Annotated in this window: 26 protein-coding genes and 1 tRNA gene; 13 read left to right on the top strand and 14 right to left on the bottom strand. The window is 68.0% G+C overall.

The features are described 5' to 3' along the window. Positions 1 to 78 precede the first annotated feature (78 nt). Genes AC0VYP_RS05870 through AC0VYP_RS05855 form a run of 4 tightly spaced genes read left to right on the top strand, consistent with a single transcriptional unit; the run spans position 79 to position 3,704 of the window. A complete protein-coding gene (locus AC0VYP_RS05870; RefSeq protein ID WP_285759202.1) occupies positions 79 to 696 on the top strand; it encodes an ABC transporter permease in 618 nt (205 codons plus the stop codon). Further along, positions 689 to 1,939 carry an ABC transporter ATP-binding protein gene (locus tag AC0VYP_RS05865; protein WP_285759201.1) on the top strand — a complete coding sequence of 417 codons (1,251 nt, stop codon included), beginning with the start codon at positions 689 to 691 and terminating at the stop codon, positions 1,937 to 1,939. The genes AC0VYP_RS05870 and AC0VYP_RS05865 overlap by 8 nt, the downstream gene beginning before the upstream one ends. Continuing rightward, positions 1,936 to 2,715: an ABC transporter permease gene (locus AC0VYP_RS05860; RefSeq protein ID WP_475472906.1), complete on the top strand. Its 780-nt coding sequence runs from the start codon at positions 1,936 to 1,938 to the stop codon at positions 2,713 to 2,715. The genes AC0VYP_RS05865 and AC0VYP_RS05860 overlap by 4 nt, the downstream gene beginning before the upstream one ends. 2 nt (positions 2,716 to 2,717) lie before the next feature. After that, positions 2,718 to 3,704 carry a glycine betaine ABC transporter substrate-binding protein gene (locus AC0VYP_RS05855; protein WP_285759198.1) on the top strand — a complete coding sequence of 329 codons (987 nt, stop codon included), beginning with the start codon at positions 2,718 to 2,720 and terminating at the stop codon, positions 3,702 to 3,704. A 59-nt stretch (positions 3,705 to 3,763) separates the two neighbouring features. On the opposite strand, the gene AC0VYP_RS05850 is transcribed toward AC0VYP_RS05855, so the two are convergent. Continuing rightward, positions 3,764 to 5,293, bottom strand: coding sequence for a cobyric acid synthase (locus AC0VYP_RS05850; protein ID WP_475472905.1), 1,530 nt, complete (start codon positions 5,291 to 5,293; stop codon positions 3,764 to 3,766). A gap of 207 nt (positions 5,294 to 5,500) precedes the next feature. Here AC0VYP_RS05850 and AC0VYP_RS05845 point away from each other — a divergent pair, with 207 nt between their 5' ends. Continuing rightward, positions 5,501 to 7,225: a serine/threonine-protein kinase gene (locus AC0VYP_RS05845; protein ID WP_285759194.1), complete on the top strand. Its 1,725-nt coding sequence runs from the start codon at positions 5,501 to 5,503 to the stop codon at positions 7,223 to 7,225. A gap of 12 nt (positions 7,226 to 7,237) precedes the next feature. Here the strand turns inward: AC0VYP_RS05845 and AC0VYP_RS05840 are convergent, their stop codons facing one another. After that, on the bottom strand, positions 7,238 to 8,191 hold the full coding sequence (locus AC0VYP_RS05840; RefSeq protein ID WP_285759192.1) for a cobalamin biosynthesis protein: 954 nt from the start codon (positions 8,189 to 8,191) through the stop codon (positions 7,238 to 7,240). Positions 8,192 to 8,826: 635 nt separating this feature from the next. Between AC0VYP_RS05840 and AC0VYP_RS05835 the strand changes: the two genes are divergently transcribed. Beyond that, positions 8,827 to 8,902: transfer RNA gene (locus tag AC0VYP_RS05835), tRNA-Arg, on the top strand. Positions 8,903 to 9,661: 759 nt separating this feature from the next. Here the strand turns inward: AC0VYP_RS05835 and AC0VYP_RS05830 are convergent. After that, entirely contained in the window at positions 9,662 to 9,778 is a 117-nt protein-coding gene (locus tag AC0VYP_RS05830) for a DUF397 domain-containing protein (protein ID WP_475472903.1), read from the bottom strand. Between the two features lie 132 nt (positions 9,779 to 9,910). Between AC0VYP_RS05830 and AC0VYP_RS05825 the strand changes: the two genes are divergently transcribed. Further along, the gene (locus tag AC0VYP_RS05825; RefSeq protein WP_475474170.1) at positions 9,911 to 10,336 is read left to right on the top strand and encodes a helix-turn-helix domain-containing protein; all 426 of its coding nucleotides are present in this window, start codon (positions 9,911 to 9,913) and stop codon (positions 10,334 to 10,336) included. After that, positions 10,290 to 10,412, top strand: coding sequence for a hypothetical protein (locus AC0VYP_RS05820; protein ID WP_475474374.1), 123 nt, complete (start codon positions 10,290 to 10,292; stop codon positions 10,410 to 10,412). The genes AC0VYP_RS05825 and AC0VYP_RS05820 overlap by 47 nt, the downstream gene beginning before the upstream one ends. Positions 10,413 to 10,855: 443 nt before the next feature. Here the strand turns inward: AC0VYP_RS05820 and AC0VYP_RS05815 are convergent, their stop codons facing one another. The 3 genes from AC0VYP_RS05815 to amcA form a co-directional block, all read right to left on the bottom strand. Then, a complete protein-coding gene (locus tag AC0VYP_RS05815) occupies positions 10,856 to 11,290 on the bottom strand; it encodes an RHS repeat-associated core domain-containing protein (protein WP_475472900.1) in 435 nt (144 codons plus the stop codon). Positions 11,291 to 11,950: 660 nt separating this feature from the next. Further along, entirely contained in the window at positions 11,951 to 12,505 is a 555-nt protein-coding gene (locus tag AC0VYP_RS05810) for a pentapeptide repeat-containing protein (RefSeq protein ID WP_475472899.1), read from the bottom strand. A 9-nt stretch (positions 12,506 to 12,514) separates the two neighbouring features. Further along, positions 12,515 to 12,682 carry a multiple cyclophane-containing RiPP AmcA gene (amcA, locus tag AC0VYP_RS05805; RefSeq protein WP_475472898.1) on the bottom strand — a complete coding sequence of 56 codons (168 nt, stop codon included), beginning with the start codon at positions 12,680 to 12,682 and terminating at the stop codon, positions 12,515 to 12,517. Positions 12,683 to 12,795: 113 nt separating this feature from the next. Between amcA and AC0VYP_RS05800 the strand changes: the two genes are divergently transcribed. The 3 genes from AC0VYP_RS05800 (at position 12,796) to AC0VYP_RS05790 (ending at position 14,924) form a co-directional block, all read left to right on the top strand. Then, positions 12,796 to 13,047, top strand: a complete 252-nt coding sequence (locus AC0VYP_RS05800) for a hypothetical protein (protein ID WP_475472897.1) — start codon at positions 12,796 to 12,798, stop codon at positions 13,045 to 13,047. 96 nt (positions 13,048 to 13,143) lie between these two features. Next, the gene (locus tag AC0VYP_RS05795) at positions 13,144 to 14,022 is read left to right on the top strand and encodes an alpha/beta fold hydrolase (RefSeq protein ID WP_475472896.1); all 879 of its coding nucleotides are present in this window, start codon (positions 13,144 to 13,146) and stop codon (positions 14,020 to 14,022) included. 29 nt (positions 14,023 to 14,051) lie between these two features. Further along, entirely contained in the window at positions 14,052 to 14,924 is an 873-nt protein-coding gene (locus AC0VYP_RS05790) for a Vgb family protein (RefSeq protein ID WP_475472895.1), read from the top strand. Between the two features lie 459 nt (positions 14,925 to 15,383). Here AC0VYP_RS05790 and AC0VYP_RS05785 read toward each other — a convergent pair whose 3' ends face one another. The 7 genes from AC0VYP_RS05785 to AC0VYP_RS05755 form a co-directional block, all read right to left on the bottom strand. Continuing rightward, positions 15,384 to 15,881 carry a GNAT family N-acetyltransferase gene (locus AC0VYP_RS05785; RefSeq protein WP_475472894.1) on the bottom strand — a complete coding sequence of 166 codons (498 nt, stop codon included), beginning with the start codon at positions 15,879 to 15,881 and terminating at the stop codon, positions 15,384 to 15,386. A 104-nt stretch (positions 15,882 to 15,985) separates the two neighbouring features. Further along, positions 15,986 to 17,410 (bottom strand): aspartate ammonia-lyase, encoded by a 1,425-nt coding sequence (locus AC0VYP_RS05780; protein ID WP_475472893.1) that lies wholly within the window; start codon positions 17,408 to 17,410, stop codon positions 15,986 to 15,988. Then, positions 17,407 to 18,585 (bottom strand): M20 family metallopeptidase, encoded by a 1,179-nt coding sequence (locus tag AC0VYP_RS05775; protein WP_475472891.1) that lies wholly within the window; start codon positions 18,583 to 18,585, stop codon positions 17,407 to 17,409. The genes AC0VYP_RS05780 and AC0VYP_RS05775 overlap by 4 nt, the downstream gene beginning before the upstream one ends. Further along, the gene (locus AC0VYP_RS05770) at positions 18,575 to 19,243 is read right to left on the bottom strand and encodes a DUF1028 domain-containing protein (RefSeq protein WP_475472890.1); all 669 of its coding nucleotides are present in this window, start codon (positions 19,241 to 19,243) and stop codon (positions 18,575 to 18,577) included. The genes AC0VYP_RS05775 and AC0VYP_RS05770 overlap by 11 nt, the downstream gene beginning before the upstream one ends. Next, positions 19,240 to 19,662 carry a RidA family protein gene (locus tag AC0VYP_RS05765; RefSeq protein ID WP_475472889.1) on the bottom strand — a complete coding sequence of 141 codons (423 nt, stop codon included), beginning with the start codon at positions 19,660 to 19,662 and terminating at the stop codon, positions 19,240 to 19,242. Before AC0VYP_RS05765 ends, AC0VYP_RS05770 begins: the two co-directional genes overlap by 4 nt. 2 nt (positions 19,663 to 19,664) lie before the next feature. After that, on the bottom strand, positions 19,665 to 20,942 hold the full coding sequence (locus AC0VYP_RS05760; protein ID WP_475472888.1) for a flavin-containing monooxygenase: 1,278 nt from the start codon (positions 20,940 to 20,942) through the stop codon (positions 19,665 to 19,667). A gap of 223 nt (positions 20,943 to 21,165) precedes the next feature. After that, positions 21,166 to 22,482 carry an MFS transporter gene (locus tag AC0VYP_RS05755; RefSeq protein ID WP_285759180.1) on the bottom strand — a complete coding sequence of 439 codons (1,317 nt, stop codon included), beginning with the start codon at positions 22,480 to 22,482 and terminating at the stop codon, positions 21,166 to 21,168. A gap of 283 nt (positions 22,483 to 22,765) precedes the next feature. Between AC0VYP_RS05755 and AC0VYP_RS05750 the strand changes: the two genes are divergently transcribed. Together AC0VYP_RS05750 and thpD are read left to right on the top strand one after the other, a co-directional pair. Beyond that, a complete protein-coding gene (locus tag AC0VYP_RS05750) occupies positions 22,766 to 23,674 on the top strand; it encodes a LysR family transcriptional regulator (RefSeq protein ID WP_285759179.1) in 909 nt (302 codons plus the stop codon). 352 nt (positions 23,675 to 24,026) lie between these two features. After that, on the top strand, positions 24,027 to 24,935 hold the full coding sequence (thpD, locus tag AC0VYP_RS05745; protein WP_475472886.1) for an ectoine hydroxylase: 909 nt from the start codon (positions 24,027 to 24,029) through the stop codon (positions 24,933 to 24,935). Positions 24,936 to 25,174: 239 nt separating this feature from the next. Here thpD and AC0VYP_RS05740 read toward each other — a convergent pair whose 3' ends face one another. Continuing rightward, positions 25,175 to 26,062, bottom strand: coding sequence for a glycoside hydrolase family 19 protein (locus tag AC0VYP_RS05740; RefSeq protein WP_475472884.1), 888 nt, complete (start codon positions 26,060 to 26,062; stop codon positions 25,175 to 25,177). Positions 26,063 to 26,071: the final 9 nt, after the last annotated feature.

Below are 26,071 nucleotides of genomic sequence, written 5' to 3'. Positions count from 1 at the left end.
CGCAGCTAGCCCCCTCACCCGACTCCGGCGGGCGGGTTCGCCGTGACCCTATGGGAGTACATCGCGAGCCGCTCGGACATGCTCGCGTTCCAGACCCTGCAGCACGCCAGCATGATCGCGCAGTGCGTACTCATCGCCACCCTGATCGGGGTGGCCCTGGGCATCGCCGTCTACCGCAACGAGCGCGCGACAGCCCTGGCCACCGGCACGACGAGCCTCATCTTCACCATTCCGTCGCTCGCCCTTCTGGGCCTGCTCGTCGTCCCGCTCGGTCTGGGGGTATGGCCCAGCGTCACGGCGATCACGCTGTACGCGCTGCTGCCGATCCTGCGCAACACCATCGTGGGGCTGACCGGCGTGGATTCCAGCCTCGTGGACGCGGCTCGTGGCATCGGCATGAGCAGAACACGGGTCCTTACCCGTGTCCAGCTGCCATTGGCCTGGCCGGTCATCCTGTCGGGCGTGCGAACCGCCACCCAACTGGCCATGGGCATCGGCGCAATCGCCGCGTTCGTGTCCGGCCCCGGCCTGGGCGACCAGATCTTCTCCGGCCTTGCCCGGGTGGGCGCCGCCAACGCGCTCAACGCCACGCTCGTCGGCGTGATCGGCATCGTCGTCCTGGCGCTGATCTTCGACGCCGTGCTGGTCCTGGTCGGCAAACTCACCACTTCACGAGGGATCCGTATCCATGCCTGAGAGCACCGAAACCCCGCAGTCCCTGGCCGAGCTCGCCGCGGATGGCGAGCGGACCGGCGGCGTGCCGATCGAGCTCATCGACGTGGTCAAACGCTTCAGCGGCACCAAGGGCGCCGCGGTTGACGACCTGACCATGACCATCCCGGCGGGGGAGATCGTCGTCCTGCTCGGCCCCTCGGGCTGCGGCAAGACCACCACCATGCGGATGATCAACCGACTGATCGAACCGACGTCGGGACGCATCCTGATCGGCGGACTGGACGCACGCGCCCAGAAGCCCGACGAATTGCGCCGCCACATCGGCTACGTCATCCAGCAGGCCGGGCTGTTCCCGCACCTGACCGTGGGCAGCAACATCGCGCAGGTCCCACAGATGCTGGGCTGGGAGAAGGACCGCATCAGCGCCCGGGTGGACGAACTGCTGGAGCTGGTGGGACTGGCCCCCGACGAGTTTCGCGACCGCTACCCGCGTCAGCTCTCCGGCGGCCAGCAGCAGCGCGTGGGCGTGGCCAGGGCGCTGGCGGCCGACCCGCCGGTGATGCTCATGGACGAGCCGTTCGGTGCGCTCGACCCCATCACCCGGGAAAACCTCCAGGACGAGCTCCTGCGCCTCCAGGACGAGCTGTCCAAGACCATCGTGTTCGTCACCCACGACGTTGACGAGGCGCTCAAGTTGGGCGACCGCATCGCCATTCTGGGGACCGGCTCCAAGATCGTGCAGTACGCCACCGCCGAGGAGATCCTCACCAACCCCGCCGACTCCTACGTCGAACAGTTCATCGGCGGCGAGTCGGCGATGAAACTGCTGAAGCTCACCCGCGTCTCCGACGTCGCGTTGGAGCAGGCGGTGCGGGCCACCGAGGCCGACTCCGCCGCGGACGTGCGCCGCAAACTGGAGGAGGCCGAGAGCGACTGGGTCATCGTGCTGGACGCCCAGGACCGGCCGCTGCGCTGGGAGAGCCTGGCCGACCTGGAGGGCGCGACCGGCACCATCGGCGACCTGACCGCGGGGGAGGACGACCTGTTCGACACCGTGATCAGTGGCCGCGCCACGCTCCAGGAAGCCGTCGAGGCGCTGCTCAACGCCGAGGCCGAGGTCGTACCGGTGGTCGGCAGGCGGCGCCGTTACGTCGGCGCCGTGACGCTGTCCACGGTGCAGCAGGCGATCGCCGAGATCAAGGAGCGCGAGCGCCGGCAGCGCAAGCAGCGCGCCGCCGAGGCACAGCCGGGGGTGGCGGTGTGAGCACGACGGTCACGGCCCCCCGGGGACAGGAGAAACAACAGCAGGAAGCCCCGATCGGCTCCCGCTGGCGCGTGCTGCTGACCCCTCTCGCCGTCCTACTGGTCGGTGCGGCCACCATCGGCTACACCCGGTTCGCCGAGCTCGACTCCACCGAGGCCCGCTCCCTCTCTCTCGGCTTCCTCGCGGACAAGCTGTGGGAACACATCGGGCTCACCACGATCTCCACGGTGCTGGTGCTGGCCATCGCGCTGCCGTTGGGGGTCCTGGTCAGCCGGCGCTGGATGCGGTGGTCCACACCCGCGGTGCTGGGCATCGCCAACGTCGGCCAGGCCACTCCTCCGGTGGGCGCGATCGTGCTGCTGGCGGCCACCGTCGGTATCGGCTTCTGGCCGGCCATCATCGCGCTGGTCGTCTACAGCGTGCTGCCCGCGCTGCGCAACACGATGGTCGGCCTGCAACAGGTGGACGCCGCCCTCATCGACGCAGCCCGGGGCATCGGCATGCCGGCCTGGCGGGTACTTGCCAAGATCGAACTGCCTCTGGCAGTGCCGGTGATCCTCGCCGGCATCCGCACGACCCTGGTACTGAACGTCGGTGTAGCGGCGTTGGCCGGATTCATCGGCGCCGGCGGACTCGGCGAGATCGTGGTCGCCGGTGTCAACACGAGCCGGCCGGTCACCCTCCTGGTCGGCTCGATCCTGATCGCCCTGCTGGCCCTGCTCGTCAACTGGATCGCGGGCCTGGTCACCAAGGCGCTGCAACCGAAGGGACTGTGAAGATGCGTCGCCACACGCGGCTGATCGCCGCCGGCGCGGGCCTGACCGTACTGACCGCCGGCTGCGGTCTCCAGGCGGCCTCCGGGTTCATCCCCGCGATCGAACCGGGCTCCATCCAGCCCTACCCGGAACTGGAGGGCGCGCAGGTCCGGGTGACCTCCAAGGAGCTCACCGAACAGGTCATCCTCGGCAAGATCGCCGTGCTGGCACTGGACGCGGCCGGGTTCGAGGTCGTTGACCAGACCAACATCCAGGGCAGCGACAACGCGCGCCGGTCGATGCTGATCGGTGAGAACGACCTGATGTGGGAGTACACCGGCACGGCGTGGCTGATCTACGAGGGCCAGAACGAGGTCATCAAGGACCCCCGGGAGCAGTACGAGGCCATCCGCGATCTCGACCTCGAAGAGAACGAGATGGTGTGGTTGGACCCACCGGCACCGATGGACAACACCTACGCGATCGTGGTGACGCCGGAGACCGCCGAAGAGTACGACCTGGAGGGTATCTCCGACCTCGGCAACGTCCCCGAGCCCGAGCGGTCGCTGTGCATGGACGTGGAGTTCGCCAACCGCGACGACGGCCTGGTGTCGTTGTACAAGGACTACGACCTCTCCGAGGACGAGTTCCCCTCCGAGAGCACCACGATGTCCTCGGGTGTGGTGTATCCCGCCGTCAAGAACGGCGACTGCACCCTGGGTTCGGCGTACAGCACCGACGGGCGGATCGACGCGCTGGGGCTGACCCTGCTGGAGGACGACCGCCAGGCGTTCCCCATCTACAACCCGGCGATCACCATCAAGCAGGACTTCGCCGAGCAGTACCCGCAGTTGGAGGAGATCTTCGCCCCCATCGCGGAAAAGCTCGACAACGACACGATCACCCAGCTCAACGCCAAGGCCGACGAAGAGGGCGAGGACCCCGTCTATGTGGCCATGGACTGGCTGGTCGCGGAAGGCTTCATCAAGGAGGCCGACAGCCTGCTGTGACCGACCGGCTCGCCGCGGGGCCCGACCGTTTCGGTCGGGCCCCGCGGCGTGCACAGGGCTCAGGCCGCCCCGCCCGGTCCTCCCGGGGGGACGATCGGCAGACCGTGGGGCGGCCCCTGCTCCAGGAGGCGCCAGAGTGCGTCGGTGTCCAGATGCTGTTCGACCAGGTCCCCCAGGGCGTCCAGGCGACGGGTCCGCTCGGCGGCGAAGTCGGTGTCGGGGGCACAGGTGAAGTCGCGGCCCGCGCGCGCCGCGACGTCGGCGAGGAAGGCCCGCCGGAAGGCGTCGTTCTCCAAGGCCCCGTGCCAGGTGGTGCCGTACACCGCACCGAAGAGGTGACCGTCCAGGAACGGTTCGGTGCGGGCGTCGGGGTCGGCGTGGACCGCACCGTGATGGATCGCGTAGGCGTGCACCGGATGGCCGTACCCGATCCCCGACGGACGCCCCAGGGTCTTCTCCTGGGCGAAGACCACCCGGGTGGGCAACAGGCCCAGACCCGCGACGGTTCCGGCACCCGACTCCACCCGGTCGTCGATACTGCGGGCCAGCATCTGGTATCCCCCGCACACCCCGAGCACCGGGGCGCCACGGCGCGCCCGGTCGATGACGGCCGCGGCCAGCCCGCGCTCGCGCAGCCATGCCAGATCGGCGACCGTGGCGCGACTGCCCGGCACGATGGCGAGATCGGCGTCGGCGATCTCGTGCGGGGAGGTTACGAACCGCACATCCACCCCCGGCTCCACCGTCAGGGCGTCGATGTCGGTGAAGTTGCTGATCCGCGGCAGACGCACCACCGCCACCCGCAACGAGCGCGCGCCCACCGGCGCGCGGACCGGACCGCGGTCGGCGCCCAGCGCAAGGGAGTCCTCGACGTCCAGCCACAACCCGTCCAACCACGGCAGCACCCCGTACACGGGCCGCCCCGTGAGCGCACGGATCATGTCCAGGCCCGGGTCGAGGATCTCGCGGGCCCCACGGAACTTGTTGATCACGAAACCCGCCACGAGGGCCTGGTCGCGGGGCTCCAGCAGTGCCAGCGTGCCGTGCAGCGCGGCGAACACGCCGCCCCGGTCGATGTCGCCGACGACGAGCACCGGAAGGCGGGCGGCCCGGGCCAGGCCCATGTTCGCAAGATCGCCGGCACGCAGGTTGATCTCCGCAGGACTGCCCGCGCCCTCGCAGACGACGACGTCGTAGTCGGCGCGCAGTTCGGCGAGCGCCTCCAGCGACACCCTCCGCAGATGGTCGGTGTAACTGCGGTAGGTGAGGGCGTCTGCCTCTCCGATCGCGCGACCGCGCACGATGACCTGGCTGCTGCGGTCGCTGCCCGGCTTGAGCAGGATCGGGTTCATGGCGGAACCGGGCTCGATCCCGCAGGCCGCCGCCTGCATGGCCTGGGCCCGACCGATCTCGGCGCCGTCAGGGGCCACCACGGAGTTCAGCGACATGTTCTGGGCCTTGAAAGGCGCGACCCGAACCCCTTGTCGGGCCAGCCAGCGGCAGAGCCCGGCGGTGAGCACGCTCTTGCCGGCGTCGGACGTGGTTCCGGCCACCAGCAGCGCGGGAGCCGCCTGCTCCGGGTCGGTCATCTGCGCACATCCTCAACGCACCGGGGGAATGCGACGGCCACCGGCGACCCCGGCGCGTGAAGGGCACTCCCGACATGCATCACGATATAACCGGACAACCGGATCACCGTCCGAGGCGTCACCCGCAGTGCGGTGCGGGGTCCCGGCCCCGGTGCCGAACGCTCCGCACGTGTGCCCCCCACCCCCTCCACAGGACTGGCGGACCCCATGACCACAGCCCCCGACGAGGAACGGCTCGTCTGTGACCGCTACCTACTGGGTGCCGAACTCGGCCGTGGCGGGATGGGGCGGGTGTGGCGGGCCCACGACCGTCGCCTCAACCGGACCGTCGCGCTCAAGGAGCTCCTGCTTCCCGAGAGCTTGGACGGCGCCGAGCGCGAACGCCTGTCCCTGCGCATGGGCCGCGAGGCGCAGGCCGCCGCGATGGGCGCGCACCCCTCGATCGTCACCGTCCACGACGTGATCCACGACGACGACCGCCCGTGGATCGTGATGGAGTTCCTGACCGGCCGGTCCCTGAAACAGGCGATGACCCAGGACGGGCCGCAGCAACCGCTCCAGGTCGCGGCCTGGGGAAGCAGCGTGCTGGACGCCCTGCACACCGCGCACGGACTGGGCATCCTGCACCGTGACGTCAAACCCGCCAACATCATGGTCACCGACAGCGGGCGGGCGGTGCTGACCGACTTCGGCATCGCGGTGATCGAGGGCGACAGCAGCCTGACCCAGACCAACGGGTTGGTCGGCTCGCCCGCCTACCTCTCTCCGGAGCGGCTGTCGTTCGCACCCGCCTCGACGGCCTCGGACCTGTGGGCGCTGGGCGCGACCCTGCACGGGGCGTTGACGGGCATCTCACCGTTCCACCGCCAATCCCTGGAAGGGACGGTGCTGGCGGTGCGTCGGGAGGACCCGCCTCCGTTGGGGGCCGATGTCCCCCCTCCCCTCGCAGCGGCGGTCCGAGGGCTCCTGGACAAGGACCCGAACCGGCGCATGGGGGCGGAAGAGGCACGGGGACTTCTCGGTGCCGCGATGGCACCGCACCAGCACGCGTGGACGCCGCACTCCCCGACCGGCCCGGGGACACCGGCCTGGGGCACCACTCCCCTGCCCGGGACCATGGAACCGTGGACGGCCCAGCGGGACGTCCGACCCCAGGGCGGAACCGGGACCACCGGTGGCTCCCCCACCGGGCCGCAGTACCACCGACCGCCCGAGACGACGGCCCCCGGGCGGCACACCGGGCCCCAGCCCCACCAGCCAGGCCCCAAGGCGTCGCGGTTCTCCTTGCCGCTGCTGCTGGGAGCCCTGGGCGCGGTCCTGGGCGCGGCCGCGCTCGTGGCGGTACTGGCGAGCGGGCTCTTCCTCATTTCCGGGGAGGACGGCACCGGGGAGGACGGCGCCTTGGGGGACACCAGCTCCGAAGGGGTCAACGCGGGCGGGGAAGCACCGGCCAGGCCCACAGGCGCCGAGGATTTTGCCGAAAGCGGGGCCGAACTCCCCGACGGCATGGTCCAGGACCCCGCCGGGTTCACCATCGTGGTGCCGGAGGGGTGGGAGCGGCGGGTGCAGGGCGACAGCGTCTACTTCGACTCTCCAGGAGGCAGTTACCTGCAGATCGACCAGCGGCCGAACCAGTCCGACGACCAGTATCAGAACCTGGTGGAGAACGAACACCACGCCCTCACCGCGGGGAGCTTCCCCGGCTACGAGCAGATCCGCCTGGAGGACGTCACCGAGCAGGTGGGCTACGTCTCGGTCGCCGAATGGGAGTTCACCTACGACTCCGGCGAACGCTCCCGACGCGTCATGACGCGCAACATCACCGTGGCCGAGGGCCAGTACGTCACGCTGGCGTGGGGCACTCCCGCCGAGGCGTGGGACGAGCAGGAGGGCATCCGCGAGGAGTCGTTGGCGTCGTTCGCGCCGAACTGAACCGGGGAAAGGTCAACGGTCCAGCGACCAGGCGAGGGCCGCCGCCACGAGCGCGGCCCCCGTGTTGACCGCACCGGCCAGCCGAACCGCGCGACGGATGTCGGCGACCGCCGGTTCACGGCCGTGCCCCAGTTCGGGGCGGTGCTCGACCCGGCCGCCGTAGACGTTGCGCCCGCCCAGTCGAATCCCCAGCGCCCCGGCGAAGGCCGCCTCGCACTGACCCGAGTTGGGGCTGGGATGGTGGTCGCCGTAGCGGGCACGGGTCTGCCAGGCGGCCCGGCGATCGCCTTGCGCCACCGGGGCGGCCACCACCGCCAGCAGCGCGGTGAGCCGGGCCGGCGCCCAGTTGACGACGTCGTCCAGGCGTGCCGAGGCCCAGCCGAACCGCTCGTAATGGGCGGAGCGGTGACCCACCATCGCGTCCAGGGTGTTGACCGCGCGATAGCCCAGCAGACCTGCCGGCCCCAGGAGCGCTCCCCACAACAAGGGGGCGACCACCGCGTCGGAGGTGTTCTCCGCGACCGACTCGATGGTCGCACGGGCCAGCGCCCCCGCATCCATGCCGCCCGGGTCCCGTCCGCACAGGTTCGGCAGCCGTTGGCGCGCGGCCTCGATGTCGTCGTCCTCCAACGCCTCGGCCATGCGGGTCGCCTCGCGGCCCAACATCGCCCCGCCGAGGGTGATCCAGGCGGCGGCCGCGGTGGCGGCGACGGTACGAGCCGTGCCTGCACGGCTCTGCACGAGCGCGCCGGCGGCCACGACCGGCGCCACCGCCAGCACGGTGAAGACCGCACCGCGCACACGGCTGGGCGCGTAGAGGCGGCGTTCCAGGGCTGAGGCGGCGTCGCCGTACATCGCCACCGGATGACGGTGTGCGGGATCGGGTATCCGCCGGTCGAGTACCGCTCCGGCCACGAGTCCCAATGCCCACGACCGGCCCGAGGCGCGTCTGTGCTGTGTCCTCACCCCTCAACCCTAGTTCGACCGCACGCGCGGGGGGCGTGCCGGACCGGGTGCGCGATACGTACGGGGCAACCGGTGGACGGGACGGGGTCAAGAATCGGGCAACCGTATTGACCTCGCGTTTTACTGCCGCCCATGCTCAAGGGCAACCGGGCCCCTCCGTGCCGTCCCCGTTCGCCCGACCGGGCCGGAGAGGAGGGAGCACCGTGCGCACGACCTGGATCGTCGAGATCCTCATCGGGTTGGGACAGTACTGGACCTGGTGAGGGAACAGCGGAAACAGCCGTGGGGCGGGGGATCGAGTTCGCGAAACACCATCTCCGCGCACCACTACCGGCGTTGATGACGGGTAACGTGTTCGGCGACGCCATAGCAGCCGGTTTGATGGGGAGCGCGTGCTAACGAGACGCAACTACGAATGGCAGTAGTTGATACGATTTCGCCCGGGCCTGAGCGACATGGACAGAATCCTCTATAATGTCGCCCCAAGGGCCCCGCAGCACCCATGGCCCCTCCACCCCCGTGCGCCCCATGGGGCCACCCCCGCCCCACAGCGACCACGGTTCGTACACCGATCCATGAACCCCCAGGTCAAAGGGTAACCAAGGGCTCCCGGCTCACGGGACAATTGAATCCGAGCACCCGTAGCTCAGTGGATAGAGCACCGGACTTCTAATCCGATGGTCGCAGGTTCGAATCCTGCCGGGTGCGCCACAAAACCCCAGGTCAGACGGGGTATACGAGGATTTCGGAAGAAGAGGTCCTCGCGGCGCTCCGGAGCGAGGCGTGCTCCTGGTGTGCTCCCCAGTACAACCTCAGTCGCACGAACACCACCGGACTGAGCCACCTCCGGGCGGCCTCAACCCCGCCCACCTTGGCCCCTTCGCACCGCCCAAACCTCCAAAAGCAGCCCCGCTCCAGCTCACCGCAGCTCGATATCGAACGCTCTGAGATGCTTTGCGGTACCCAAGAGAAGCCTGGCGCCCTCCACCAACGCCGGTCCACCGGTTGAGCGCCGTTCACGCCAGTGCCGGGACGGAGCAAGTCCGGAGTACACACGAAATCCATCGGACCATCAATCCGACGCAGCGTTGCCCCAGGACGAAGACGACAAGCCACGTGTTCCCCCCGGATCGAAAAGATCCCACGACTACTCAACGAGCACCAGGCCCTCTCCGAGCACACGCCTGCTGGCGGAGACCACGGAACCGAACTGCCTGGTGTCCAAGAGCTTCGGGGCGCAAACCAGCGTTGCCTCAGACCTATGGTGCGCGACCAACACCCGGGCCGAAACCGGCCTACAGCGGACCGTGAGCCCTCACCCTGACCTAAGCGGCCAGCCTGACCAGACTCTTGCTCATGGCCCTACGGGATGAGTGGGAGGAGTCTGGGAAGGTAGAACACGGAGCGAACCCTCGCCCCTAGAGGGTTTCCAGGAGTCGTCGCAACACCTGATGGGGCCTGTTCGGTTAACTACTTGGCCGCTGCCTTCAGCATGGCGGCCCATTCCGCGCCAGGGAAACCCAGGTGCCCCTGCTCTTCGTTCTGGGTATCGCGCACCAGTGTCCGCTCGCCCTGGGCGACCTCCACGCAGTTATGCGCCCCTCATTCCCCTCACCGTCCTATCGCGCCTGGTCTTTCGTGCCTCGTGTACCAGTTCCAGGTCGTTGTCGAGTTCTCAGTGTTGAGCCGGGGCGGCGGTGAATCCCATGAATAGCCGTGATGATCGTTATTAGGGTGGTGATGGATTCCACTCCAGGGCTGACGGCCTCCGCTCTCGCGTTTTTCTATGGGCTCGGACGGCCACAGGCAGAAGGGGCAAAAATGTCGATGTGCACTAATTGCGACATCGAAAGGACTTCTGTTGCTGGCGCGAAGAATCGGTGCCGGTGTGCACCAAAGGGGTTCTGGGACAGCGCTGGAGCACAGGAAGCGGCGGGAAAGCTGGACGCAGGGGCTCTTGTGCGGCTTTTGGGTTCGCACACCGAACTCTCCCAGGAGGCCATCGGGCGTCTGACCGGCCTTTCCCAGTCGATGGTCTCCCAGCTCGAATCGGGAAAACGCGGCCTCAAGGACGTCGTCAAACTTCGCCGATTCCTCGATGACCTCGGCGCCCCCCAGCGCGACCGCCACCCCCGAACAACGTGAGACGGCCGAGAGCACCAGGCTGCTGGCCCATGCCGCCCAGGTCACCATGGGCGCGATGAGCCAGCACATTGAGTGACGGGAAGCGATCCCGTCACTCACCAGACGCTACACAACAGCCGATGCAAGATGCGATCGCCGGGCTGACCCCTGCCCGAAAGTTGAACTTGCACGGAAAAGCACGACCCTCGACTTTCTTGCCAAACATGCCACTGATTATAAGATCATAAATTAATCATCTTTTTTATGGTTTGAAAAATTCAACATGAAAACGAACAAAAAGCAAACCACAAAAAACAACGATAGGACGATTGCGCGAGTCTCTACAGCCGCACCCATCGCCCATAGCACGAAATACCCGAACAGGACTCCAACAAGAGCCGCAAACACAGGAACAAGAAAGTATTTTACCACACGAGATTTCATGAATTTCTCCGAAAAATTTCAAGGACCGAATACCCGGGCACACATTGCGCCCGGGGCACTCGATTTCCACTATAATATTAACTTCTGATCAATTTACTAGCAATTCATTAGGCCATGCAGAGTCCCGCCGGCCAGCCCTGCATAGAAACCGCCGATAAATCCAACTGTGCCTGAGATCCCAGCACCAGGGCCAAGGAAAGCACCGCCAATGGCTCCCGCAATGCCAGCCGTCACACCCCCGGTGACAGCCGTTTGACCGGCATGCGTGGCCACACACTGTGCCATCAGCCCTGTGGGGTCGGTGTTGTTGATGGGGTCGCACTCGGCGTAGGTGTGGTTGTTCAGCTCCTGCCGGGAGGGGTCCGGCTGGGTGAACCCCAACGTGAACGTGTCGTAGAAGCGGTGGGACAGGTGCACGGTCCCGTCCTGGAACTGGTAAGCACCGGTGTAACCGAACGGGTTCAGCTCCCCCGCCCGGGTGCCGTCCAGGGTGTCAGACGATTGCTCCCCATAGGGGCTGTACTCATACACCGCGTCCGGGGCATCGGCTTCAGAACCCTCGGCGGTCAGGGCCAGGACGGTCGGAAGAGATCCTCGCGGCGCTTCGGAGCGAGGCGTGGTCCTCGTATGCTCTCCAGCACAAGGTAGGTGCAGGAGACGAGGACCTCTCGAATCACTTTGACTCCGTGACCCAACGGCCCCACTACTGGCGTGGCCCTGCGTCGGCCCTCCGGTCAAGGACTGCCACTGCCGTGCACCACCGGGTCGTCACGACATCCCCACTACGGCCGCCCTCAACATCCGGAACCCGGGTGTTGCGCTGTCTGGCCGTACAGTCCGCTTACCGCCACTTACTCCCAGCCTCAGGCTTCGACGCCACCGGTGGTCCAACAGGGAGGAATCAGATGTGAGGCACGCACCAGAACAATACGGCTGACAGACCGACTCCCGGGCGAAGAGTTGCCCCGCGCCCAACAACAACGCACGTTGCAAAGAATGCGCTGTTCCCATAGGGCTAGTCGATGTCCGCTTGGGCGAGCGAGGTTCTCCTAGTCCTTCCCGCGAAAAAGTCACAGAAGTAGGCAAAACCCCATAATGCCAGTGGAGGAATGTTCGCTGGGCTTGAATGCAGAGGGGCCTCACCCGGTGCCCTTGGGCAATGCCTCTCTTTTCTGATTGGTGCGTTCGCAGCTACAGCGGGATCTCCGCGATCGTGAGGTCGAGGTCGCGGATCATGACCTCGCTCAGCTGTCGGAGCTGTACCTCGGTCACCTTCGCGCCGTGGAGCGAGGCCAGACCGGAGAGGTTCGACAGGTCGCTGCCGCGCAGGTCGGCGCCGGACATCTTGGTGTTCTTGATGTCCACAGCGAAGGCGCAGTCGTCGAAGACCGCGTCGCGCAGGTCGCTTCCGATGAGCTCGGCTTCCTTGAAGGAGCAGCCGACGAACGCCACGTCACCGGTGACCTTGACCTGCTCCCAGCTGGCGTAGTCGAACTGGCAGCCCTCGAAGAGCACGTCAGACATCGAAACGCGCGCCAGGGACACCCCCATCAGCCGTGAGCCCGTGAACCGGCACCGGCTCAGAGTAGTGTCCACCATGCGGTGTGAGGTCAGGTCGAGGGAAGTGAAGTGGGTGTTGGTGACCTTCTCCTCTTCCAGTGGGTTGGGGTAGGGCCAGGCGCGAACCACAGGCTCGTCCTCGCTGGGCAGGAGCACTTTCGCGCCCCGGATCTCGACGGTCTGCACAGGCTTTCCCTACTTCTTCCAGTTGTCCCACGTCGAACGGTTGTCCCAGGGACTGCCGCCGACGTTGTCCCAGGTGTCACGGTTGTCGAACAGCCCTACCGGGGTGGTCGGCTGGAGCCGGTCGATCAGGTCAGTGACCCGCTCGGATGCTTCAAGTCCGGTCAGAGTCGTCGTCATCGGTCACACTCCCACCTTCTCGCCCAGGCCCTGCCTGTCAGACTCAAGTGAGACAAACAGGATGAACTAGTTTTCACTAGCACATTTAGGGCGAGGCAAGGACGCCCCGACCCGTGACCATGAGCCTGACCGACCTCCCATCCAGCAGCGATGCTGAAACCATGACCAACGACCAGCCCAGCCCTCGCGCCGACCAGCCCCGACGCCGCACCTTCTCCGCCGCCTACAAACTCCGCATCCTCAACGCCTACGACCAGGCCACCGGCACCGGCCAACGCGGCGCCCTCCTACGCAAGGAAGGCCTCTACCACTCCCCATCAAGGACTGGAAGGCCGCCCGCGACGCCGGCACCCTGCACGCACTGACCCCCCAACGCACCGCCCCCAACGACACAGTAAATACAGTTGCGGACTCCTTTCACTGAAACCACCATGGCCGGTGTGGAAGCGAAGGAAATCAGCTTGCGCGTCAACGACGGGTCCCTGGCCGCCCTGGACTTCGGGGGTACGGGCCACCCCGTTCTTCTCGTGCACGGCAGTGGACACAACGCGGCTGCGTGGGCGGACGCGGCTGCCCACCTGACCGAATCCTGTCGGGTGGTAGCTATTGACCTGCGCGGACACGGCCAAACACGGATCGACTCCAGCAACGCCGAACAGTACTGGCACGACCTCGCCGGCGCCGCGCAATCCCTCGGCTGGAAAAATCCCGTCTTGGTCGGCCACTCCCTGGGCGGCTACGCAGTCACCGCTGTGACCGCCAGCGGCCGAATCCACCCCAGCGCAGTGTGTGTCGTTGACGGACTGGTCCTGAACAACAGGGAGGCGGCTGTAGCGGAGCAGAAGAAGTGGACCACCCCCGAAGCAATAGAGCAGGTCCGCGCCCAGTTCCGCTACGGCTGGTCCGCTGGCCCGCAGCAGGTCCGCCAATTCATCGAACAAGGCGTGCGTGAAGCACCCGACGACTGGCTCAACCAGGGTTCACGGCCAGGGCTGCTCCGAAGCGTGCTCGAAAGGTCCTTCTCCCGCCAGGAACACACCTGGCTACGGCGTCCCACAGCCGAACAGATCGCCGTGATCAGTGCGCCCTCACCGGATGCCGTGGTCTACCCCAGCGTGGACGTCTACGAACACCTCACCTGTCCTCTCACTATCGTGCTCCCCGACCAGGGCTTCTATGCCGCACGCCGGAACGAGGTGAGAGCCGTCGTCGAGGCTCACCACAAAAGGGAACTCGTGGAAATAGACACCCACCACAACGTCCCGATGGCCCGACCAGCCGAGCTCGCCCGTGTCATCCTCGACCTCATTCCCCCGAACCGCCTCGCGACCGGAGAGTAGCGTTGACACACCGTGCCCAGCCACGTTCCGTGCATGAGTACCCGTTGGCTGTTCAAGGGGTCGGCCCCTACAGCCTCACTGCCGCGACCGACGGCTCCTTGTGGGCCACCTTCGTCCACCAAGGCCAGATCGCCCGCCTGACACGCGATGGTTCAGCAACCCTGTACTCGTTGGACTCTGCCGAGTGCGGTCCCTCCATCATCACGGTGGGCCCCGACCGAGCCCTCTGGTTCACACGTCTCCACGACAACAGCATTGGCCGTATCACCACCGACGGAAGAGCGGATTCCTTCACGCTACCGACCCCTGATGGCAGGCCTTTCGGCATCACACTCGGGAACGACGGGGCTTTGTGGTGCACCGAGATGAACACCGACCGTGTCGCACGCGTCACCACAGATGGAGAGATCACTGAGTTTCCTCTACCAACACGCGGAGGGTTCCCCTCATTCATCACATCAGGTCCGGACGGAGCCCTGTACCTCACCCTCAACCAGGCCAATGCCATTGGTCGTATGACCACCGATGGAAAAGCCACGCTCCATCCTCTCCCGTCCTCCGCGGCAGGTCCCGTCGGCATCACCGGTGGAACGGACGGAGCTATATGGTTCGTGGAAATCAACGCGGGCCAGATCGGCCGCCTCACCCAAGATGGCCACATCCGAGAGTTTCCCCTTCCAGAGCGCGACTCACGGCCCCACGCGATCACCCCTGATCCGGAAGACGGGTGCTGGTTCACCGAGTGGGGCGCGAACAGGGTTGGACACATCACGGCAGGGGGCGGCATCGAATTGTTCGACCTACCCGCGTCCGCAAGCGAACCCCACGGGATCACGGTCACAGACGATAAAATGGTCTGGGTCGCGCTGGAATCCGGAAGTATCGCCTGCCTCACACCGTGATTCAGCAGACCGAACCCGTATCCCAAGAGGGAGTCTCCCCTCGTGCGGGTTGCTCTGGGACCCAGTTCCATCGGCCCTTTGATCCGATGGCCCACAGGCCCCGGACGCGAGGAAACCCCAGGCCAGGAACGGTTAACCTTCGTCCTCACCTGAGGTCGGCGGCCCTGTGGTGCTCCTGGCGTGCTCCCCTGAACCGGCTACCGCACCGGGGCCAAGTTGCTCACCTCAGCCGGAGCCGCCACACCGCTTAACAGCGGGGCAATCGCCCCGCCCTCCACTGACCATGCCGGTCACAAGGAGCAGGGCCACATGATCGGCCGCTGCATTGTCCGGCGCGACGAGCACGCCGCCGTCGGGCACCTGCGCGAAGTCGTCACCAGGGCCGACGGCGCCCGACACGACAGCCGGCCTGTCGCCCGACCGCCGAAGCGGCTTCGTGCACCTGTCCGACCGGTGCCGTCAGACGCCCAGGACACTCAAGTCGAGCCGCCAGTCGTTGGACTGCTCCCAGGTGCCCTTGGGGTATTCGAAAGAGACCTCGCCCAACAGCTCGAACCCGGCCTTGCGGCACACCGCGTTCGACGCCGCGTGGCTCACGTGGGGGAATGCGTGCAGGTAACGCCGTGCGCCGTGCGCCGCCGCCCGGCCCGCGGCCAGCCGCAGGGCCTCGGCTGCGTATCCGTGCCCGCCGAACTCCGGGAAGATCGCGTATCCGGTCTCGTACACGTCCGCACCGTCCCACTCCCGTTCCCAGTACCCGACCGAACCGATCGCCACTTCACCGAGGCGGACGACCAGCATCTCGCCGCTGTCAAGACGCAGGTAGCGCTGATGGCGGTCGAGGACCGTCTGCTCGGTCTCGGGTCCCCCGAGCTGCTCGGTCATCTCGGGGGTGTTCTGGCGTCGCAGGATCTGCAGGCCTGTCTCGGACCAGGATTCGAGGCGAAGGGTGTTCATGGCTCGGACGATACGCTCCGGCACCGACATAACCGGACGGCCGCCCCGCCTCAATGGGATGCGCCCGCCCCGCCTATCCGAGGCGAACGCCGCCCGACGCGGCGCTAGCGAACGGCGGCGCCCTCACCGGTCAGCTTCTCCGGCGCCAGCGCGGCGTCGAGCTGCCCCTCGTCGAGCAGCCCCCGTTCCAGGACCAGCTCGGCCAGTGTCCGGTGGCCGTTCAGCGCCTCCTTCACGAGGGCTGCCGTGGACGCGTACCCGAGGAGGGGGACGAGGCCGGTCGCGACGGCGAGGCTGTCCCTGGTCCGCGCGGTGATGGACGCGCCGTCGGCGTGGATGCCGCTCACGCAGCGCTCGGTGAGCAGGTCGGCGGCGCTCGTCAGCAGGGCGACCGAGTCCAGGAGGGACGAGGCGATGACCGGTCCGAAGGCGTTGAGCTGCAACTGTCCGGCCTCGGCCGCCATGGTCACGGTCGCGTCGGCGCCGACGACCAGGAACGCCACCTGGTTCACGGTCTCCGGGATGACGGGGTTGACCTTCCCCGGCATGATCGACGAGCCCGCCTGCACCGCCGGGAGCACGATCTCCCGCAGCCCCGCCTGCGGACCGGAGGCCAGGAGCCTGAGGTCGCTGCTGATCTTCGACAGTTTGACCGCGCAGCGTTTGAGAAGCCCGGAGGCCAGTACGAACACACCGGTGTCGGAGGTCGCCTCGATCAGATCGTTCGCCGGGGTCAGCGGGTACCCCGTGACCTCGCTGAGCTCGGCCACCACGCTTCGCCGGTATCCGGCGGGAGCGGTGATGCCGGTACCGATGGCCGTGGCGCCGAGGTTGACCTCGCGCAGGTGGGGCAGGAACTCCTCCAGCCGGGCGGCGTCCTCCCGCACCGTCTCCGCGAAGGCCGCGAACTCCTGCCCCAGGGTCATCGGCACCGCGTCCTGCAACTGCGTGCGGCCGATCTTCACGATGTCGCGGAAGTCCGCCGAGCGGGCGTCGAACTCGGCGGCGAGCCTGCCGAGCGCCGGCAGGAGGCGCTCGACGCCGCGGTGGAGCGCCAGCCTGACCGCGGTGGGATAGGTGTCGTTGGTGCTCTGGCTGCGGTTGACGTGGTCCAGCGGGTCGATCACCGCGTGCGTTCCCGGCGCGATGCCGAGCAGCCGCAGGGCCCGGTTGGCCAGAACCTCGTTCACGTTCATGTTGGTGCTGGTCCCGGCACCGCCCTGGACCCGGTTGACGAGGATCTCCTGGTCGAGGTCGCCCCGCATGAGCTCGCGGCAGGCCTCGGCGATCGCCTGTCCCTGGGCCGGGTCCAGCAGCCCCTGCGCGGCGTTGGCCCGGCACGCGGCGAGCTTGACCGCACCGTAGGCCCACACGAGATCGCGCAGATCGCCGCAGGGCCGGCCGGTGACGGGGAAGTTCGCCATGGCCCGCGCGGTGTTGATCCCCCAGAGCGCGTCCGCGGGGAGGGTCACCTCACCGAGCGAGTCGGTCTCCGTCCTCGTCCTCCCCTCGGTGGTGTCCGCGCTCATGCCGGTCCCTTCGTCGAACGCGGCCACGGGCCGGCGGCACCGGCTTCGGACTCGCGGGCGAAGTACTCGTGCGCCGTGCGCGCGAGCAGTGTGGCGCCGTCGGCGATGACCCGGTTGGCGGCGTCCCCCACGCAGACCGCGGCGAACTCGGGCTGGTGGTTGCTGACGGGGAAGCAGTCCAGACCGATGTAGGGGTGGATGGCCGGCACGTGCTGGGAGACGTTGCCCATGTCGGTCGAGGCGCGGTTCATCGTCTGCTGCTCCACGGGCGCGTCGAAGCGCCGCCCCAGGTCGAGGGCGTGCCGCGTGTAGATCTCCAGGGCCCGCTCGTCCGTACGGAACTCGGAGTAGGGCTGCGACTCCGGTGTGAACTCCATCGCGGTGTCCGTCGCGAGTGCCCCCGCCTCGAAGCACTGCTCCACCCGTCGGCGCAACGGTTCCAACTGGGCCAGGCTCTCGGCCCGGGTGTACCAGCGGCCCTCGGTGAAGCCGGGGATGGCGTTGGGCGCCTGGCCCCCCACCGTCTGGATCCCGTGGACGCGGGTCCCCGGCGGGAGCTGCTGGCGCAGCAGGCCGAGGGCCACCTGGGCGACGACGAAGGCGTCGTTGGCGTTGCGGCCCTCGTGCGGATAGGCGGCGGCGTGTGCCGACCGACCGGTGAAGCGGACGTGGTCGTGGGCGACGGCGTAGGGCTCGGCCCGTGGGGCGTTGACGGGGCCGGGGTGGGCCATCAGTGCCAGGTCCAGATCCCGGAAGGCCCCCGCGTCGAGCAGCTCGATCTTGCCCCCGCCGCCCTCCTCGGCCGGGGTGGCGATCACGTTGACGCGCAGGTCGAGTTGGTCCGCCCACGGGCGGAGCGCGATCGCCGCGCCCGCCGACATCGCGGCGATCAGGTTGTGCCCGCAGGCGTGGCCCAGGCCGGGCAGCGCGTCGTACTCGACGACGAGGCCGACCCGGCGCCGTCCCGAACCGAAGGAGGCGTGCAGTGCGGTGGGGAAGCCGAGGTAGGCGGTCTCGACGGCGAACCCGAACTCCTCCAGCAGGTCCGCCGTCCACCGCGCGGCGCGGTGCTCCTCCCAGGCGGTCTCCGGATGGGCGTGCAGCGTCTCGGAGTAGGCGATCAGGCGTTCCAGGTGGTCCGAGACGCCCGGCAGCCCGCTGGGGTCAACGGTCATCGCCCGGCACCCCGTATCCCGGTGCGGCGGCCGGTTCCAGGCCGCGCCGAACGTAGTCGTCCCGCTGCGGGAGCCAGATTTCGAGCAGTCCTCCCAGCGCCTCGATCGGGTTCTCCTGCCAGTTGACGCGCAGGTCGGTGTCGCGCCAGCCGTTCGCGGACACGGTGGCCAGCCCGGCGGAGTACACCGGCCCGGCCTCGCCCCCGGCCGCGAGGCCGGCGGCGAGAGCTGCGAGGAGGCGTTCCTCCAGCTCTCCCGCGGCCGAGTCGAAGGCGTCGCACATGGCGGCGGGAACGCCGGGGTCCGAGAGCATGTTCCCGGCCGCAGCGCAGTGCGGCCCGCTGGCCTCTGCGTGGACGCCGAGGGTGCGGCCTCCGCTGAACGTGGCCGCGGCACCGGAGGCGTCCACCACGGTGAGCTGCCGGTACTCCGCGCTCGGCTCGCTGCCGACCACGGAGTCGAGCGCCTCCCGCGGGCTCTGGCCCGCGGCGAGCCGGTCCAGCAGCACCGCCCCCAGACGCGGGTCGGTGATGTTCTGTGAGGCGACCGCGCCGACGGAGTCGCGCAGGTGGACGACCCGCGCGGCGACGGCGGGCGAGGACGAGGCGGCGGCGATGCCGAATCTGCCCCCGTGGTGGGCTGCGATGGAGAAGGTCACTTTCCGCCTCCTGAGATCACGGCCGTCGCGTCGATCTCCACGAGCCACTCGGGCCGGGCCAGGGCCTGGACGACAATACCCGTGGAGACCGGGTAGACCCCCTTCAGCCAGCGCCCCACCTCGCGGTAGACATCCTCGCGGTAGCGCGGGTTGACGAGGTAGATCGTCACCTTGACGATGTCCCGCAAGTCACTCCCCGCCTCCTTGAGCAGGAGGTCGATGTTGGCCATGGCCTTCTCGGTCTGCGCGCGGACGTCGCCGACGCCCACGGACTCCCGGGTGTCCAGGTCCTGGCCGATCTGGCCGCGCAGGTACACGACTCCTCCCGCCACCACCGCCTGGCACAGGTCGTTGTCGAGGTTCTGCTCCGGGTAGGTGTCCTTGGTGTTGAACGTGCGGATACGCGTGTGCGTGGTCATGATTACCCCTGGACGTGGGACGGACGTGGGTTCGAGTCGTTGTGTTCCATGTAGCCGCGCTGGATCGAGATCTGGTCGGCCACGTATTTGGCGTCGTGCCAGGCCCCCCAGATGAAGCTGGAACCGCGTCGGGACTGCCACGGCAGCCCCATGAAGTAGACGCCGGGCTCGGAGGAGACCCCGCGCTGGTGCCTGGGTCTGCCGTCATCACCGAAGGCGTCCACCTCCAGCCAGTCGTAGTCGGCGGTGAAACCGGTCGCCCAGAGGACGGACGTGATCCCGGCGGCGGCGAGGTCGAGTTCGAGGACGGGGTCGGTCACCGACTCCGGGTACGCGCCCAGCACCCGGGCCTGCGGCTCTTCCGGGAGGTCGAGGCCGTTGCGCTCGACGTAGGCGTCGGCCTCGTCCAGCAACGACAGGTAGTTGGCGTCGCCCAAGGCGATGTTGTCCCGCAGGTCGGAGGCGAAGCGCATGGTCCCGGCGTCGAAGGACTCCGTCCGGCCGACCAGGGTGATGCCGCGTTCGGCCAGGGCACGGAAGTCCACGGTGTGGCCGCCGTGCGCACCGCTGACCGCGATCGTGACGTGCTCGGCGCCCTGCGGAGGCGCCGACGCCTCCCATTTGCCGAGGACGCCCAGCCACCAGACGAAGTCGTGCCCCCGGTAGCTGCGCGGCGGGCGGTCGTGCGGCCCCACGGAGAGGTATACCTGTCGGCCGGAGGCACGGAGTTCGTCGGCGATCTGGACCCCCGACGAGCCCGATCCGACCACGAGGACGGCCCCCTCGGGCAGTTGCGCGGGGTTGCGGTAGGCGCTGGAGTGGAGCTGGACCAGCCCCGCGTCCTCAGGGACGATCGGGGGGACGACCGGCCGCTGGAACGGGCCGGTGGCGGCCACCACGTAGCGGGCGTCGAAGTCCCCCTCCGAGGTCCGCACCCGAAACCCCCTCCGGCCGGCGTGCTTGCGCACGGAGGTCACCTCGACACCGCAGCGAACCGGTGCGCCGATCTTCTCGGCGTAGGTGGCCAGGTACTCGGCCACCTGTTCCTTCGAGGCGAAGTCCTCGGGGTCCAGGCCCGTGAATTCGAGTCCGGGGAACCGGTCGTGCCAGACCGGCCCGTTCGTGACCAGCGAATCCCATCGTTCCGAGCGCCAGCGTTCGGCGATCCGGTTCCTCTCCAGGACGACGTGCGGCACTTTGCGGTCGCCGAGGTGCTCGCTCATCGCGATCCCGGCCTGCCCTCCTCCGACGACGACGACCTCGATCTCTTGAACTGACATCCGGAACCTCCAGGGGTCGATGAGCGCGTGTGGTTGCGCAGCGGCGGTGCTCACGCCCTGCGTGCTTTGCCGGCGGGTTCCGTCACCGCGTGCGGGTGGTGTCCGCGGGGTCCGCCGGGCCGCTCCCGGCCGTGGCCGCCGAGCGGGTGGGTCTGCTCTCGGGCGGACCGCAGAACCGTGGGTGCGCGGCGCGGCCGCGAACGGTCTGCGGCCCGTCCGCTGTTCAGCGCAGGGCTCGGTCGCTCTCGTGCAGCAGGTCGGAACCGCTCGTCTCGGGCATCGTGCGCAGTGTGATCACACCGATGACACCGATCACGACCATGGTGAATCCCGGGACCATGCTGCTTCCGGTGACCGAGATGAGCCAGGTCATGAGGTACGGCAGCGTCCCCGCGAAGAACGCGCCGGCGACGCTGTAGGCCATCGACAGGCCGCTCTGCCGGGTCCGTGTCGGGAAGAGCTCCGACACCGCGGAGGCGTGCGTGCCCAGGATGATCGCCAGGATGGCGGCAAGGCCGAAGGTCGCGGCGAAAGCCGCCCACGACGCGTTCGCCTGCATCAGCAGGAACAACGGAACGGCGGCGACGATCAGCAGGGCGGCGGCAGTGTAGAGCACCGGCTTGCGGCCCACGCGGTCGGACGCCATGCCCGAGAGCGGGATGATCCCCATGGCCACGACGGAGGCCGCCGCGGAGAGCAGGGCCGCCCGGTCGGCGGGGATCCCGACGATCTCCTCCTGGTAGGTGATCAGATAGACGAGGACGATGTAGAAGGTCGAGTTCATGAAGGTCTCGATACCGACCGTCTGGAGGAACTGCTTGCCGTTGGAGCGAAACACCTCGACGACCGGCTGGCTCGGAACGTTGTTCATGTCCTCGAGGGCGCGGTACTCGGGCGTGTCCTCGATACGCAGGCGGATGTAGAGACCGACCGCGGCCATGGGCACCGTCAGCAGGAAGGGGATCCGCCACGCCCAATCGAGGACGACCTCCGGCGGGAAGACCGCGTGCAGGGCCCACACGACGAACGACGCGCACAGGAACCCGCCGACCGAGCCGAACTCGATCCACGAGCAGCCGAATCCGCGGCGCTTGGGCGGCGAGAACTCCGCGAGGAAGGCGGCTGCCGAGCCGAACTCCCCGCCCGCGGCGAGCCCCTGGATGATGCGGGCGACCACGAGCAGGATCGGCGCGATGATGCCGACGGACGCGTAGCTGGGCAGCAGCCCGAGCATGAGCGTGCCCGCGGCCATCGCGATGATGACGATCGACAGTGTCGTCTTGCGTCCGAAGCGGTCGCCGAGGTGGCCGAAGAGCACCGAGCCGATCGGGCGTACGAAGAACGCGACGGCGAAGACCGCGAAGACCGAGAGCAGACCGGTCGTGCCGTCCTGCTCGGGGAAGAACACCTTCGCCATGGTGGTGGCCAGGTACGCGTAGACGGCCCAGTCGAACCAGTGGACGAAGACGCCCACCGCCCCGGCGAACACACTCCGCCGCAAGTCCTTCCTGTCCACCTTTTCCGAGATCTCGCTCGACATTTCTCCTCCTGGAGCCTGGTTCTCATACGCCTCGGAAACCCCGGAGGCCGCGGTGGCCTGCGTCGCCGCAGGGCGTTGCTGTGAATGATCAGGAGGTCGCTCGTACGCGGGTGTGTGGAGTCGAGCGCCTACGGGGGACTCGGTAGAGCCACCGGTGCTGTCGGCATCCGACCTGCCTGTGTCATGGGTCACCACTATCCAGGCGGAGAGTAAGATCTGTAAAACACATAGATCCGAAGATCTCCTTCGGAAAAATCGATGGGTCGGAGGGTGGGCCGGTCCGATGAGCGACGTGAGCCTGCGGCAGTTGGAGTACCTCAGAGCCGTCGCCAGACTCGGATCGGTGACGGCGGCGGCACGGGAGCTGTTCGTCTCGCAGTCAGCGGTGTCAACGGCGTTGACCGACCTGGAATCGGCCCTGGGGGTCACCCTCTTCGTCCGCTCCCCCAGGGGGATGCGTCTGACGGCCCCGGGGCAGCGTGCCCTGGTTGTGGCCGACAACGTCCGGGCCAACCTCGAACAGCTCCGGGAGTCGGCCAACCGGGAGCGGGAGGAGGTGGAGGGTGACCTCACCATCGGCTGCTACGCGACCATCGCGCCGATCCTCCTGCCGAAGGTCATCGCGGAGTTCTCTCATCGGCACCCGCAGGTACAGCTCTCGTTCGTCGAAGCGGCCCACGGTGCCCTCCTGGACGACCTGCTCAACTCCCGCATCGACCTGGCGATCACCTACCACTACGAACTCGCTTCCGTGCGCCCCGCGACCGGGGTGACCACCCAGTGGCTGCGATCCGACCCCCCTTACGCGCTGACCCCGGTGGACGGCGTCCTGAGCACGAAGAACGAGCTGACCCTCGCCGACCTGGCCCCCGAGCCCCTGATCCTCTTCGACCTGCCGCCCGGCGGTGACTACTTCATCGGCCTGTTCGACAAGGCCGGCCTGACCCCGAACGTGCGCTTTCGAACCACGAGCTTCGAGATGGTGCGTGCCCTGGTGGCCCGCGGCCTGGGCAACGCCCTGCTCACACAGCGCACCGTGCTCGAACGCAGCTACGAGGATCTGCCCTATGCGGCCAGGGAACTCGACATCCGGTCCGAGGGACTCGGTATCGAGATCATGCGGCTCGCCGGACGCAGGCCGGTGCGGCGGGTGCAGGCCTTCATCGACGTCTGCCGCGAGACCGTGGTCTGACCCTCTGCGACGGCCGACCCTACTGGCACTCCACGTGTTCCTCGCGTGCGCTATGGAGTCCGGACCGGTGCCCCGGCGAGGAGCGCCGGACCCGCCTCGGACCGAGTCCATCGGGAGAACGGCGTCCGCTCCGGTGATTATCCGCTCCATCGGGAGGGCAGCGTGAGTTTCGAGGGGTGATCGGCGTTCCACGTTCTCGACCGCCCCACCCGTGTAGGTCGCGCCTCACGCGCCCATCGGCCGGCACACCCCGGCCACGGCCGAACACGGCGGAGTCCGGCCGCGAGGCCCCGAGGATCGCACCGGGACACGGGAAACCCTGTCGGAACCCGTTTAGAGAAAGGGGTCAACAGTGACGCTCCTAGAAGCCCACGTCCAGGATCAGTACCCGACACGCGTGGACTCCGAGTCCGAACTGGCGTGGATCACGAGCGACGAACCGACCGTGCGGCCCGGTGTCCCCGAGGGGCCCGCGTCCGGCACGGAACTCGGCAACCACGCCCGCGACGGGTTCCACGTGCAACGGGACCTGCTCTCCGAACAGGAGGTGACCGCCTGCCTGGACGAGCTCCGTTCGATGGTCGGGGACCCCGCTCTCCGCGCCGATGAGCGAACCGTCACCGAGCCTGCCTCCGACGAGATCCGCTCCGTCTTCGACGCGCACCTGATCAGCGAACGGATCGCCCGCCTCATCAGGGAACCGCGCATCCTGGATCGGGCGAGGCAGCTCCTGGGCTCCGACGTCTACGTCCACCAGAGCCGGGTCAACTTCATGCCGGGCTTCAGCGGAAACGGTTTCTACTGGCACTCGGACTTCGAGACCTGGCACGCGGAGGACGGTATGCCCCGGATGGGGGCGGTCAGCCTCTCCATCGGGCTGACCGACAACTACGCCTACAACGGCGGACTCATGCTCATGCCGGGTGCGCACCGCACCTTCGTTCCGTGCCTGGGCCGTACACCGGACGAGAACTACCAGTCCTCCCTGAAGGCCCAGAAGGTCGGCGTCCCCCAGGAGGAGGACATCGCCGAACTGGCCCGTCGGCACGGTATCGAGCAGTTCACCGGTCCCAGCGGGTCCGCCCTGTGGTTCGACTGCAACAGCATGCACGGATCCGGCAACAACATCACGCCCTACCCGCGTTCGAACCTCTTCGTCGTCTTCAACAGCGTGGACAACGCCCTGGTGGAACCCTTCTCCGCTCGGGAGCGCCGCCCCGGCTTCGTCGCCTCGCGCGACTTCACCCCGCTGCGCCCCTGAACGGATGGGCACGCAAACGGTCGGCGACGTGCCCCGTCGGCGCGCCCCCGGAACCGAGGCGTCCGGACCGTGGGGTGATCCGGTGGGAGAGGGAGCACCTCAGCGGGACCCCGGCAGTTTCTCCGGCTTCCCGGCCTGAGGCCGCTCCCGAAATACCGGGGCGGGGGCGTCCCCGGCCATGACGGCCGGACCCGCCCCCGCCCCGGTGCGCTGTACGCGGACCTCGACGGGTCCGGAGGTCAGCAGCTCAGGTTGGAGCCGGTGGTGGTGCCGAGGATCTGGGTGAACTGCGTGAACTTGTTGATGCGGCTCTGGACCTGCGCCGGGTTGCCGCCGTTGCACTCGATGGAACCGTTGATCGAACGGATCGTCTCGCCGAAACCGCGGCCGTTGACGATGGCGTTGTGGGGGGTGATCGTGCCGGGGCCGGTCTGGGTGTTCCAGTACCAGAGGCCGGTCCGCCAGGCGACCGAGGCGTTCTGCTCCACCAGGTAGGGGTTGTTCAACAGGTTGATGCCGAGGGCGTCACCAGCGGCCTTGTAGTTGAAGTTCCAGCTGAGCTGGATCGGGCCGCGGCCGTAGTAGGCGGCCTGACCCGCAGGGCAGCCGTAGGGCATGCCCCAGTCGCAGTAGTGCGGGTAGTTGGCCTGGTTGGTTTCCTTGATGTGGACCAGCCCGCCGGTCTCATGGCTGACGTTGGCGAGGAAAGCGGCCGCCTCGCGCCTTTGCACCTCGATGCTGCCGGTCTTGGCGAACGCCGGGTAGGAGCCGAGGGCGGCGGTGAGGCCGCTGTAGGTGTAGAAGGAGTTCCGGTTCGGGAACATCTGGTTGAACTGGGCCTCGCTGACGACGAATCCACTGGGATTGGGCTGCTCACCTCCTCCGCCGGTGCCACAGGCGCCCTTGTCGGCCCAGACGTCCGAGGCGCCGGGACGCTCGTTCTGCGTCCACCACTTGGCGGTGTAGTTGCGGCCTTGGTAGGAGACCTCACCGCCTCCGGTGTAGACGGCGGAGGGGTTCCAGGCCGGGGCGCAGGTGGCAGCCTGCGCGGCGGCCGCCGGGAGGACGACGAGCGCAGCGGCGAACACACCGAGCGCGAACAGTTGACTCAGGAGACGTCGGATCACGTGATCACA

It is taken from the genome of Nocardiopsis sp. iso_186 (assembly GCF_056173365.1).
This window is presented reverse-complemented; position numbering and strand designations above follow the sequence as displayed.

Bases quoted from the DNA above. Each gene is read 5' to 3' on its own strand.
- AC0VYP_RS05870 (WP_285759202.1), top strand. From the start codon at position 79: ATGCTCGCGTTCCAGACCCTGCAGCACGCCAGCATGATCGCGCAGTGC.
- AC0VYP_RS05865 (WP_285759201.1), top strand. From the start codon at position 689: ATGCCTGAGAGCACCGAAACCCCGCAGTCCCTGGCCGAGCTCGCCGCG.
- AC0VYP_RS05855 (WP_285759198.1), top strand. From the start codon at position 2,718: ATGCGTCGCCACACGCGGCTGATCGCCGCCGGCGCGGGCCTGACCGTA.
- AC0VYP_RS05850 (WP_475472905.1), bottom strand. From the start codon at position 5,293: ATGACCGACCCGGAGCAGGCGGCTCCCGCGCTGCTGGTGGCCGGAACC.
- AC0VYP_RS05845 (WP_285759194.1), top strand. From the start codon at position 5,501: ATGACCACAGCCCCCGACGAGGAACGGCTCGTCTGTGACCGCTACCTA.
- AC0VYP_RS05825 (WP_475474170.1), top strand. From the start codon at position 9,911: ATGATCGTTATTAGGGTGGTGATGGATTCCACTCCAGGGCTGACGGCC.
- AC0VYP_RS05820 (WP_475474374.1), top strand. From the start codon at position 10,290: ATGACCTCGGCGCCCCCCAGCGCGACCGCCACCCCCGAACAACGTGAG.
- amcA (WP_475472898.1), bottom strand. From the start codon at position 12,682: ATGACGACGACTCTGACCGGACTTGAAGCATCCGAGCGGGTCACTGAC.
- AC0VYP_RS05785 (WP_475472894.1), bottom strand. From the start codon at position 15,881: ATGAACACCCTTCGCCTCGAATCCTGGTCCGAGACAGGCCTGCAGATC.
- AC0VYP_RS05780 (WP_475472893.1), bottom strand. From the start codon at position 17,410: ATGAGCGCGGACACCACCGAGGGGAGGACGAGGACGGAGACCGACTCG.
- AC0VYP_RS05775 (WP_475472891.1), bottom strand. From the start codon at position 18,585: ATGACCGTTGACCCCAGCGGGCTGCCGGGCGTCTCGGACCACCTGGAA.
- AC0VYP_RS05765 (WP_475472889.1), bottom strand. From the start codon at position 19,662: ATGACCACGCACACGCGTATCCGCACGTTCAACACCAAGGACACCTAC.
- AC0VYP_RS05760 (WP_475472888.1), bottom strand. From the start codon at position 20,942: ATGTCAGTTCAAGAGATCGAGGTCGTCGTCGTCGGAGGAGGGCAGGCC.
- AC0VYP_RS05755 (WP_285759180.1), bottom strand. From the start codon at position 22,482: ATGTCGAGCGAGATCTCGGAAAAGGTGGACAGGAAGGACTTGCGGCGG.
- AC0VYP_RS05750 (WP_285759179.1), top strand. From the start codon at position 22,766: ATGAGCGACGTGAGCCTGCGGCAGTTGGAGTACCTCAGAGCCGTCGCC.